At 62.2% G+C, this 12,598-nt stretch carries 6 protein-coding genes; 3 read left to right on the forward strand and 3 right to left on the reverse strand.

Features of this window, described 5'->3' with window-relative positions; translation table 11 throughout:
- Window positions 1-509: 509 nt before the first annotated feature.
- Window positions 510-4,199 carry a YfhO family protein gene (locus BREU_RS09825; RefSeq protein ID WP_044095949.1) on the reverse strand — a complete coding sequence of 1,230 codons (3,690 nt, stop codon included), beginning with the start codon at window positions 4,197-4,199 and terminating at the stop codon, window positions 510-512.
- 46 nt (window positions 4,200-4,245) lie between these two features.
- Between BREU_RS09825 and BREU_RS09830 the strand changes: the two genes are divergently transcribed.
- Window positions 4,246-5,259 carry a glycosyltransferase family 2 protein gene (locus BREU_RS09830; protein WP_044090435.1) on the forward strand — a complete coding sequence of 338 codons (1,014 nt, stop codon included), beginning with the start codon at window positions 4,246-4,248 and terminating at the stop codon, window positions 5,257-5,259.
- Window positions 5,260-5,544: 285 nt separating this feature from the next.
- Here BREU_RS09830 and BREU_RS09835 read toward each other — a convergent pair whose 3' ends face one another.
- Entirely contained in the window at window positions 5,545-7,644 is a 2,100-nt protein-coding gene (locus BREU_RS09835) for a DUF6541 family protein (RefSeq protein ID WP_152598628.1), read from the reverse strand.
- On the reverse strand, window positions 7,644-9,116 hold the full coding sequence (locus BREU_RS09840) for an LCP family protein (RefSeq protein WP_044090437.1): 1,473 nt from the start codon (window positions 9,114-9,116) through the stop codon (window positions 7,644-7,646). The genes BREU_RS09835 and BREU_RS09840 overlap by 1 nt, the downstream gene beginning before the upstream one ends.
- Before the next feature lie 563 nt (window positions 9,117-9,679).
- Between BREU_RS09840 and BREU_RS09845 the strand changes: the two genes are divergently transcribed.
- A complete protein-coding gene (locus BREU_RS09845) occupies window positions 9,680-11,173 on the forward strand; it encodes an ABC transporter permease (protein ID WP_044090438.1) in 1,494 nt (497 codons plus the stop codon).
- Complete coding sequence (locus BREU_RS12110; protein WP_044090439.1) at window positions 11,170-12,447, forward strand: ATP-binding cassette domain-containing protein; 1,278 nt, start codon at window positions 11,170-11,172, stop codon at window positions 12,445-12,447. The genes BREU_RS09845 and BREU_RS12110 overlap by 4 nt, the downstream gene beginning before the upstream one ends.
- Window positions 12,448-12,598: the final 151 nt, after the last annotated feature.

Below are 12,598 nucleotides of genomic sequence, written 5' to 3' on the forward strand. Positions count from 1 at the left end.
AATTCCGCGGTTTTCGACAACCAGCCCACAGCGAAGGACAGCGCGCAGGGTGCACTCAGGGCACTCAATCTGTCCCAGAAGCGCAAAACGGGAGAAAAATCGCTACCGGGGCACGAATTCCTGCCACTGTAAACACGTCAACCGATTAACGCCTCCACAGAGACACGAACCACTGTCCCAGAAACGCAAAACGGGCTAAAAACTGCTACAGGGACACGAATTCTTGCCCCTGTAAGCATGTCAACCGATTGACACATCCGCAGAGACACGAATCATTGTCCTGGAAACACAAAACCCGAGATAATCCGCTACAGGGACACGAACGCCAGCCATGAACTCTGCCGATAAGACCTCGCTAAACGTACACTGAGCAGCTCTCAGTGTACGTTTAGCGAGATATGGGCCCGTAAGACCACAGCAAACGTACTGCTACGACGACAAACCTGGGCAACAAACCCTATTAACGGCCATCATCGTAGTTGTTGCGTTGCACCAACAATCTCAGTCAGCTACAACCTGCGCTGCCCGTGCTTACGCCGGGCGGCGGCGATGACCGCGGCACCGACGCAGCCCAAAGCGGTGACGGCACTAACAACGGCACCGGGGATGAGTCCGGGCGTGATGAAGCGCATGTCGATGGTATTGTGCCCTGGCTGTACGGGAATCACGGTGGCCGCGCCGCCGAACGCTGGCTGGGCCGCAACCTTTACGCCATTGACAGTGACCTTCCAGCCCTTGCTGTAAGGAGTGGTGACGAGCAGCGACTGTGCGGCCGCACCGGATTCAGCTTCCACAGACGAACCGGAGTCGGAGCCCACACCCGAACCGGAGCCCGCGCCCGAGGAAGAGCCCACACCCGAACCGGAGTCGGAGCCCGAGGAGGAACCCGCGCCCGAGGAAGAACCCGAACCCGAGGAGGAACCCGAACTGGAGCCCGAATGAGTGCTCGCGCTCGAATCAGCAGAACCGGCACCCGCGTCCCCGGCAACGCCCACACCAGTGTCAGTACTGTCGCTCGACCCCACATCACCGCCAGCAGCAGTCCCCGCATCGAAGGTGCCGCGGATGTGGCCGTCCTCGAATCGCTCGACATTAAGCGGGTTCTGCGCGAGCTGACGGGTGATCGACTGCACCTCGTTCATGTCCAATACCGCGAACAGGCAGGTGGCGGCGGGTTGGTCGCCGGTCACCGGAGCTCCGGTCGGCGACGAGAGGGTCACCGTGTGGGTGCCGCCGGCATACTCGGCCGTGCCCGCGCCAACGCTTCCACCCCGCGAAGCACCGGTATCACCCGACTGGACATCGGCGCCCTCCGAATCAGCTGTCCCATGGCTGGCGTCCCCTTGGTCGGCCGCCTCGCGCTCGGTATCGCCCTGATTGCTCGCTGACTCACCATTGCCAGCAGTATCAGTCTCGGCACCGGCATCGGCTTCAACGTCGCCAGCCACCCCAGACGTCTCCCCCGCCAGCGGATGCAAGGCGTGCTCGAAACGGTTGTTTTCAGTGATCACCGCTCCACCGTCGATGCTCAGACCGAAGTCCACAGTGGCCTGCGTGGATACGTACACGTAGCCGACCGAACCCTCGGGCACTTGGATGGTCCACGTGCGCGTGCCATCCGGATTGTCAGCGGCCTTGGCCTCGACCTGCTTGAACGGGGAAACCGCATGTCCCACCAGCACGGAAGCGAACGCGTTCTGGTTCTCGAACGGATTGGCCGACTTGGGCATCGCACTGCCTGCCACGCTTGCCGGCACGCCGTACGCCAGAGGCAGGGCGTTCGGGTTGCGATACACCGCTTCGGCGCCCACGCCGGCGGCATCCAAGACGCGCGTCATGCCAAGGTATTGCGAGCGCCCACTCACGGACTGCGCGGACGAGCCGGACTCATTCCGGGACGAATCCGACGAGCCGGCATCGTCCGAGGCCGCACCGTCAGAAGCAGCACCGTCCGAACCTGTATCCCCCGAACCGGCAACATCTCCGCTCAATCCGCTGAGCGACGCATACTTCACGCCGAGCAGCGAATCGCTGAGTAGGCTGGGCGCGGCATAACGGGTGAGATTCTCGTCGGTCTGGCTGTAGCCGAGCGCGGCGAGGAAATCCACAGCCGCCGCGCTGTTGGCGGACGAGTATATGGACAGCTGTCTGAATCCAGAGGCCATGCCCTCGTTCAGCGCGCCCAGATTGGCGCGGGTGTAGTTCTTCTCGAACCGGTACACACCGTCGTCCAGTTCGGCGAGGCGCTGGGCCTGTGCGCGCGAGTTCGCGGCATAGGCGGTCGCCTGAGACTGCGGATAATCGCGATACACGACGGAGAAAGTGTGATTGGCGGCGATGATGAACTCGGGGATGGTGATGACGACGATAAGCGCGGTCAGTGCGCGCGCCAAACCGGTCCTGATGCCGATACCAATACGAGCCCCCGCACCGGAACCGATACTGCTACCGGCAGTCGTGGCATCATCGCCAGTTCGCATACCGGTCCCATCGACGGTACTGTTGCCGGGCCCGGTAACAGTACCGGCACCGGCAGTATCGGCTGCAATCGCCGCATCCGCAGCAACGCCATCGCGCGAATCCCGCTTCCACGGCAATCGCCCGGCGAACAGCTCGCGGCACGCTACCGAGGCGAGCAACACCATCAGAAACACGGCATAGATGGCCGGACGCGAATAGAATCCTTTCGGATATCGCAGACCGCACCACAGCATCTCCAGAGGAATCAGCCATGTAGAGGCGAGCGTAAATACGAGGATGACCGCCGCGGTTTTGCGCACGGACAGCGCAATCGACGGCAGCACAAAGAACACGATGGCGAGCACGGTCACGGCGAATCCGGCGAACAATTGCGGAATCTGCTCCTCCTGCCATGCGGTAGGGGTGAAGCCGAGCAGCAGTCCCTTGAGATCCGTGCGCGTGCCGAGCTCCCAGATATGGGCGAGCGCTGGAATGCGCGCGAGCGCAATCGCCAGAACCGCGCTGCCGGCAGCGAACAGCGCCACGCATATGCGCCATGCCACCGTGTGCGCGTATGCGTCCACCAAGCCAAACGATGCGTCTCCATCGTGACGGGCGGCGCTGCCGGCCGCCGCACCGGAATCCGACGCTGTGGCTGCAGGCGTCGTTTCGGTTGTCGCAGCCATCTCGCCGACGCCAATACGATCGCGGTCCGCAACCCCCGAAGCCCCCGAAGCCCCCGCAACATCCGCGCGCCGCGCACGCCCGCGCACCACGGCCAACGCAATCGCCGCGATAATCGCCAATACCACCAAAACTCCGGAGACCAGCAGTACCGGCAGGAATCGCTCCACCAGGCCTCCGGCGAGCTGCTGCGCCTGTGCCACGTATCCGCGCACGCGCGACGACATCGCACCCTGGCTGGCGGATTGCGCCTGAATGGTCGGCAGGAACGTCCACATGCTCAGGAACAGGGCGAGCACACCGCAGCCGGCCATGCCCAATACCTTGCGCCAGAGGTTGTTGTCACGGAATCGCGTGCCGGCGCGGGCGGCGAGCGCCATCTGCTCAAGGACGGCGTAGAAGACGAGGAAGAAGATGGTCATGTAGGCCGTGTACCAGCAGACAATCACGGATGCGGCGAGCAGGGCGACGAGCAGCCGCCAGCGGCCATGGTTGATGAACCGGTAGGCGGCCCAGCAGATGAGCGGCAACAGGATGAGGTTGTCAAGCCACATGGGGCTGCGCAGGTTGCTCGCCGTCCATGTGCCGAATACCACGGCGAGGCCGAACATGGCTGCGATGGGTCCGTTGATCTGGAATCGGCGGCGCAGGAAGAACACCATGCTCATCTCGGCCAGTCCGAGCTTCACCGCCACGATCAGCCAGATGAACAACACGATATGCGCTTCATCGAAAAACACGACGAACAAGTTCAGCGGGCTCGCCAGATAGAAGCTGTACAGCCCCCACGTGCCCACGCCCATGCCTTGCGCGAAAGAGAACAACAAGTTCCCGCCCTGCCCCAGCAGGAGGGAGCGGAACCAGACGAAGAAATCGACGTACTGGTAGCGCAGATCGCCGGAGAGGAACGATTCACCGCCGAACGGGTAGACGCCGCGGATCGCACACAGCAATGCAAGCAGCGCGATGGGCAACGCGAAGCAAGCCAGATACCCCATGACGCCGGGAAGCGTTCGACTGGCGCGTATGGGTACCGATGCATTGCTGGAAGACATGTGGCTTATTATAGTGTGGCTGGTTCTGCGAGCTGAGGAGTGAATAATGAGTGACGCTGATGTTCGCACGTTGACGATCATGATTCCCTGCTACAACGAACAGGAGTCGTTGCCGGTACTGTTCGACCGCATGGACAGGCTCATCGCCAACGCACCTGAGCGTCTGCGGTACACGCTCCTGTTTGTGGACGACGGTTCCAAGGACGACACCCGTCCGCTCATCCGCGAATACGCTTCCCGGCATCCCGATGATGTGGACTATCTGTTTCTCTCACGCAATTTTGGCAAGGAAAAAGCCATGTATGCGGGCATCATGCACACGCATACCGATGGATTGGTCATCATCGACGCCGATCTGCAGGATCCGCCGGAGCTCATTCCCGAAATGGCCGAACTCTGGTTCCAGGGATACGAGGACGTGTATGCCCGCCGGCGCAGCCGCGAGGGTGAAAGCTGGCTCAAGAAGGCCACGAGCCGCTGGTATTACAGTCTGCTGCAGAAAATCTCCGGTGTGGAGATTCAGCGGGATACCGGCGACTTCCGACTGCTCGACCGCAAATGCATCGAAGCTCTGCAGCGGCTCGACGAGTCCGAGCGCAATTCCAAGGCGCTGTTCAGCTGGATCGGGTTCAAGAAGATCGAATTCCTGTACGATCGCGACAAGCGCGTCGCCGGCACCACCAAATGGAGCTACCCGAAGCTCTTCCATCTGGCGATGGACGGCATCACCAGCTTCACCATCGCCCCGCTGAAAATCGCCACTTGGGCGGGCTCTCTTATCTCGGTCGCCGCATTCCTGTACGCACTGTTCCTCATCTTCCGCACGCTGATCTCCGGCATTGATGTGCCCGGATACGCCTCGACGATGGTCGTCATGCTGTTCCTCGGCGGCGTGCAGCTCCTCTGTCTAGGCATCATCGGCGAATATCTCGGCCGCGTCTTCATGCAGACCAAGCACCGCCCCAACTACCTCATCGAGGAAAGCCATCTGGGCAATCCAGACGGCGAGAGCCTAGGCAACACGAGCCCGAACCGCCGGCATTGGCCGGAATCGGAATAGCGGATTAACTGATGGCTTGTAATTGGTTGAGTGTATTCTGGCTCCCCTTGTCAGGGGAGCTGGCCCGCGAAGCGGGACTGAGGGGTAGTGAATTCATCGACGTATTTCTGACGCAGGATACTAGCGGACTGTCTCATAATTGGTTAAGTGGTGCTGGTCCCTCTGACGACTACCCCTCAGTCGGCTACGCCGACAGCTCCCCTGACAAGGGGAGCCATACAAGCCGGTATTGGCCTCCTCTGACGAGGGGGCCAATATCACTCGACGAATTTCTGACGCGGCATACTAACGCGCTGGGCAGTTGAGTTGGTAGAGGGCCCAGTCGGCGGCGTAGTCACCGTAGGTGGTGAGGTCGAGGGTGGCGACTGGCTTCAGGGCGCCGGATTCCACGTATTTGGCGATGAGCGCGGCATCATGGAACTGGTTGAACTGCGCCTTGAACTGGAACTCGAGGCTTGGCGCCTGCGGGCCCATCGAGAGGAAATACGTGGGCTGACTCGGGTTGATACCGCAGGCGTTGCCGAGCATCGTGGCGCTGTCGCCGGAGGCGAAATCGCGTTCCACCTGGCCGAAAATCTGACCATGGATGGTGTCTTGCGGGTTATACACCGGATACAGCATGTTCGCGTTGAACAAGGCGGTGGCATACATGGAGCCGTTGAGCGGGTCGGAGATGATCAGCGCATCCGTGCCCGTCACACCAACCATGCGCTTGAGTGCGTCGAACTTGGCGGTGGTGAGCTGCTCGTTGGGGTCGGATTTCTCCAACGACGCGGCATTCGTCAGCGATTCGACCATCATGGCCTTGACCGGGTTGACGGTCTGCGCGCCGATCAGCACCGCAACCATCAGCGATGCGCAAATCGCGGACACTGCGCGGGAAGCCACTACCCGTGCGGTCATCGCGCTGCCGGTCACCGCGTGGGAAGCCACCGCGCTGGGAGTCTCTGCGCTGACGACCACGGTACGGCCAGCCTCCGCGCTGGCGGCCATCGCACTGCCACCCCTCACGGAGTCATCGCCCGCATTCCGCACACGAATCACCCATCGATCAAGGCAGGCGCCGGCGAAGGCGATCAATGGGAGGATACCCAGCGGCAGCATCGTCATCGTGCGCACTTCGTTGCGATACCAGGCGGCGGTCACGACATTCGGAATCGCACCGGTAAGCGTAGCGCCGCATTCGAACACGAACAGCACGAATCCGAACGCCAGCAGCAGCGCCAGCGCATCCTTGCCGAGGGCGACGTCAGGCCGATCGGCAGCACCGAGCCCGCGGACCACCTTCGAACGCGGAACGAAAGGAACAAGGTTCATGACCACCGCCGCAATCGCCGCCACGATCGCAAAAACCAGCAGCGCTATCATCGCCCGACCAGCCACTGTCGGCACATTAAAGGAAATCAGTCCCTTGGCCGGATCTCCGGTCACCATGCCATCGCTGAACGCATAGGTGAGCGAGGTGGGCAGGGTCATGGCGGGCTTGTGTGTATGGAACCACTGCTCGGGGTGGAAGTAGCGTGAATTCTTGTAGATGTTCACCGCGAAGATGAAGAATCCCACTGCGCACACGGCGAGCCCGGCGAACACCGCCGCAATCAGCTTCCACGGCAGACGCACCAGCACGAACGGCAGCATGACGAGGATGTAGGTGAACATCATCTTCGGCTGTGCGCCCGCGACCACCACGAAGGCGAGCAGCGTGAGCAGTCCGGTCTTGAGCAGCCGCTCATTCCGCTCATTCCGCTCTGCGCGCGTGTCCGTGATCGCGTCCATGAAATGTAATGTGGCCAGCATCAGAAACGGCAGCAGATTGCTGGCGAAGCCATAGCTCAACAGCGGACCGGCATAGAGCATCTGATAGGGATTGGCACCGGAGCTCACCGCCAACACCGGTACGGCAAACGCCAGTATGCAGCGCGTGACCACCGAAGCACGGCGGAAGAAATACCGGCACAGCAGCAGCATGCCCAGCGGCCAGAGCAGTCCGGCACCAAGAATCCACACGCAGTTGACGGCATCCATCACAGCCATGCTGCCGGTGAACGCCGGAATGCCGAGCGCGCCGCCAATCGCCACCAGCAGCGCGGCGCACACGTGGAACAGCGGCGGATAGAATCCGTCGTTGGACTGCAGGGTGAGCAGCACCGAGGGGCCATGGTTGAGCAGCTTACGAACAAAGTAGTAATGCGCGGGAGCGTCGATGCCCTGAATCGGCGTGCCCCACAAGGCGCTGGGGAACCAGGCCACCACAATGCAGAACGCGGCGATTACACCGGCGAGTCCGGCCAGCACCGGCAGCATACGAATCGGCCTGCCAGCGCGCGCCTGAGACTGCGTCCCATCAGGAGCCGCAATCGCGGACAATGGCGAACGCACCGTCATCAGTACTTCACGCCACAGTAGGTGACTTCGATGTACCGCGCCGCGAGACCGATGTACTGGCCAGTGACCTGACTCTTGATCGCACCGGTTTCCGGGTCGATGATGCCGCCGGTCGCCGCGTCGATGATGGTGCCGTCGGCCATCTTGTAGGTGTCGGTGGCGGCGTCATAGGTGGAGCCGTCGGATGTATCCGAGCCGGACGTATCGGCGGTGCCGGAGTCGGTCGAAGTACCAGCGTCTGTCGAAGTGCCGGTATCCGCCGAGGAGCCGGTGTCGGCGGCATCAGAGCCGGCATCGGAACCGTTCGCGGAATCGGTCGACTCGGTTGACGTAGCCTCTTCCACCAGCGGCTTGTCTTCGCGCAGCTTCTTCCACACGTCCTCCGCGCCGTCGGCCAGCTGGCTGCGGTTGGGATCATAGATGTATTCGGTGATCGGAATCGTCTGCGAATACAGGCGATTCATATCGAAGTCCTTCATGCTGGCGGCAAGACCGGCAAGCGTGGCGGCGTCGGCCAGGCCCTGGCTCATCTGCACCGACTTCAATGCGGCCTTGGCCAGCTGATAGAGCTGGCCAGACTGGGTCACCATGTTCTTCGACAGCACGGTATTGATCACGCGCCTGATCAGATACTGCTGACGGGTGGTACGCATGGTGTCCGAACCGTCGGTGCCCGCACCGTGGCGCATGCGCGCGAACTGGGTGGCGGTCTGGCCATCGAGGTGATGCATGCCACGGCCCAGCTCGATGCCGGTGTAGCCGTCGCGCGTGTATGTCGGTATGCAGATGTCCACACCGCCGATGGCGTCGATCATATTGGACAGGCCGCTGAAATCAACCACCATGAACTGTTGGATGTTCAATCCGCTGAGATAGTTGACTTCGGCCACCGTGCAGCTCGCCGCCGAGGCGATATCGCCGCCCTGGGCATACGCGTTGGGGAAGATGGAGTTGAACATTACCTCGGACTGGGCGTACATCGTGCCGTTCGACGTCTCGCAGCCCGGCGTGGTCACTATCAGATCACGCGGGATGGAGACCAGATCGACGAACTTGCGGTCCGCCGAGATGTGCAGGATCATCGTGGTATCGGCGTTGTGCAGAGAGGCCAGGTCGGCGTCATCGCCACCCACCGCCGCATTGCCGTCGCCATCGCGCGTATCCTGGCCAATCAGCAGAATATCGATCGCGCTCTTGGCATATGGGTCCACCGGCAGACTTTCGGTCTTCTTGCCGCTAGCAGTTTTCTGGGGCAGAAGGTCGACGCCCTGCTGCTCCACCGTATTGCTGAGGTCCGCCCACGTCACCCCGGCGAATGTGCCGAAGAACGCCAGAACGGCGAGCACCACCAGAGACGTGACCTTGGCTCCAGTGCGGCTCACGCGGTATGCGCCGGTATGGTGCGGACCCTGCACCCTCTGCCAGCCCAGATTCGGGACCGGTCTGCTGCCATGCGCACTGCGTCTTGCCATAACCATTGCCTTCCTTTTCGCGGGGCGCGCGGTTGCTGCAGACGCAGTAATCCGACGACGACCAACGGACCGGCTGCTTTACGGACGGCTAGCGTCTGCCGGAATCCCATATTCCGGCGTTGCAGCCGTCCACCGATCCCGAACGCAGTGCTCCGACGGCTTTCGGCGGAGCCGCGAACGGCCCCTCAAAGCCGAAAGGACTCACGGAACATGGGACTTGCGAAGACATCGCCGGGCAAACCCCACCACCCGGGAGCGCATCGCCCGCGAATTGATAGGTGTACTTTATACGTCGGTGCATAGTGTAACAGAACGGCCTGAAACAACGGATGCCTCCGGTAAACCGCTACATGATTCACAGAATACTTTCAGACTTCATTGAGAGGTATAACAGTATTGCGCAAGACAACGGTCACGAAGCGCAATAATAGTGGAGCCGTATTGATTAGTTGATGAGTTTCGAGAAGCTCGAACCATCCGAATCGTCCGCATCGCATGGACAGGCGTGAGGCATTCGGATGGGTTCGGCTTAGGAGAGGCCTAGGAGAACGGGAGAGGTACACATGTTCGTCCTCAGCAATGCCTGGCGGGCTTTGATGCGGGCCAAAGGACGCACGGCCCTGACCGCGCTGATTACGCTCGCGGTCACGTTCGGCACGGTTGCCGGGCTGGCCGTCGTGCAGGAAAACACCGCGGCGCACACCGATGAATACAACGCGCAGGCGGCCAATCTGGCCATCCGTCCGAGCGCGGCGGCATGGAAGAAGGTGTCCCCCACTGACTCGGCGAGCACCAAGCAGTACATGACGTGGACGTCGTACACCGAATACGCCACGGTAATCCAGCAGGCCGGCGTGAATCTGGACTTCACTGTGACCGAAACCGTGCCGGCGCGCACGACTGGCGACCTCAAGGCAGTCGAGGGCGAGTCCTCGCTGGGCTCCGCATCCGACGACAAAACCGGCGGCCAGCTGCTCTGGCGCGCCTTCTGGACGGCCGACGCGGCCAAGGCGAGCGACTTGGGCACCTTCAAGCTGGTGGACGGCAAGAACCTGAGCTACGACAACCAGTCCTCCGACCCGGACGTAACCAGCGCGCTGGTCTCCTCCGCCTTCGCCAAGGCCAACGGCCTGAAGGTGGGCGACAAGTTCAAGGTGGCCACAGCGGCCGATGCCGATACCACCTATGAGCTCACCGTGCGCGGCATCTACGAGTACACAGCCGCCGCCGACTCCGACAATCCGGTGGTCACGGCCCGTAACCGCGAGAACGCGATCTTCACCAACTATCAGGCGTACTCCAAGGCCGGCTTGGATCCGTCCGCCGACGACCACTCGGTCTCCGGCTGGCAGGTGCCTGACCTGAATGTGGTGTTCAACGTGACGAACGCCGAAACCTACGACAAGCTTGTCGCCGAGCTGAAGAAGGCGAAGCTTCCGGCGTCCGGCTTCGCGATCTCCTCCCCCGCGCTGGATGCGTACACCAAGTCGCTGGAGCCGCTCGATGCGGTGACTGGCAATGTGAAGACCGGCACGATCGTGCTGCTCGTCGTCGGCGGGGTGCTGCTGCTCGCGCTCGTACTGTTCGGCGTGTGGGGGCCGAAACGCGATGACGAGATCGGCATGGCGCTGGTGTCCGGCGTATCGCGCGGACGCCTCGGCTGGCAGTTCATGCTGGAGGTGTTCTTCGAGACGCTGCCGTTCTACGTGATCGGTCTCGTGGCCGGCATCTTCGCCACGAAGCCGCTGGCCGGCGCGCTGATCGGCACCGGCCATGAGGTGACCGTGGCATCCGGCCTCATCTGGAATATGGTCTGGGGCGGTCTCGGCGCCATTCTGGCGCTGGCGATCCTGGCGGCCGTGCGTCTGGCGTTCTTCCGCGCCGACAAGCTGTTCGCTGCCGACGGCGACTGGGGAACCGTGAGCGAGACCGAAATCATTGAGTCTGAGGCTTCAGCTCGGGAATCCGGCAAGTCCCAGACGGACGGGCAGTCCGAGTCCAACGCGAACGAATCCACGACGTCAACCACCCACGATGATGCGGAGGCACAGGCATGAGCGAGAAGAACACTTCCGAGAACACTTCCGAGGAATTGGAGCAGGACGGCGAGCTGAAGGCGCAAGGCGACGACAATCGCTCCCCCGCCGACTTCATCCAGTTCAGCGTCACCTTTGATGACGAGGACGACGACACCGAGGATACCGATGGTGCCGTCGGCACCGAGGGCGCTGCCGCGAACGACATCTACAGCAGCCTCGCGGCTGCGGAGAACGCGGCGGACACTGCGGATGCCTGCGATTCCGCGGAGTCAGTCGCCGACGCAAATACCGCTGACGCCGCGGAATCGCAGGCAAACAACCGCTCCGAAGAAGCAGTCGCCAATACTGCCGCTGCTGCCGGCGATGCCGAGGCCGCCGATGGCCGCGAGCCCAGCGAAGCCGAGGCGGACGCCCTCGCTTCGGCAAACGCCAGCGCCGAGGTCACCGCGCGGAATGCCGCGCGCGTGAACGAGACGCTCGGACTGGCGAAGTCGGAGAAACGATCCACACTGGTGGATCACGAGGACGCCTCGCACAAGGCCGAGCCGACCATGACGCTGGCCTCGCGCATCGATCGCGTGCTGGTAGGCGGCGGCGCGGATGACGTCCTGCTCAAGACCTACCCCACGTTCGCGCTGAACAAGGTCACGCTGGCGGGCGCCAAGGGCAGGGTCAACGTGTTGGATGACGTGGAGTTCGCCTGCTATGCAGGGCATTCGTATGCCCTGCTCGTCAGCGACGACACCGATGCCGGCATTACAGCGGACCTCAAGCGTCGCGCACTGATGGGCGTGATGACCGGTCTCGTGCAGCCCACCTCCGGTGCGGTGATGAACAAAAGCGCAAACATCGCCGAATTGGAGCCGATCGAGCTGCGTGGACACCGTCTGGGCATCGTGCCGCAGCTGCATGCCGTGCAGCCGTATCTGGACGCCGAGCACAACGTGCTGTATGCGATGGATGCCTCGAACCGCAACTTCCTCAAGCCCCGCCCGGTGATCGCCCGCGAGCTGCTCGCCAAGGTCGGCTTCTCCGAGGCCACGACCGGCATGGCGGTGGGCAAGATGCCGCTGGTGCAGCAGCGACTGGTGGCCATCGCACGCGCCATCAGCACCGAGGCGGAAGTGCTGATTCTGGACGAGCCGACGCGCGGGCTGAACGACGACGACACCGTGGCCGTGTTCGCCGCACTGGCCAAGTTGGCGCACAGTGGTGATCCGAAGCACTGCGTCATCGTGCTGACCGCCTCCCGCGAGATCGCCGAGGCCGCCGACACGCTGTTCGAAGTGTGACGCAGACGATTCCGTGCAACGAATAGAGGCAGTTAGAAGGAACCGCATTCATGGAGCCCCTTCTAACTGCCTAACTGCTTTCAGTGAGGTACATTCCCCTTAGCGCAGAAAGGTATCTCCGTTCAGTGAGGTACCAAATAACAGCAATCCC

The sequence above is a fragment of the Bifidobacterium reuteri DSM 23975 genome (assembly GCF_000741695.1).
Classification (GTDB): Bacteria; Actinomycetota; Actinomycetes; order Actinomycetales; family Bifidobacteriaceae; genus Bifidobacterium; species Bifidobacterium reuteri.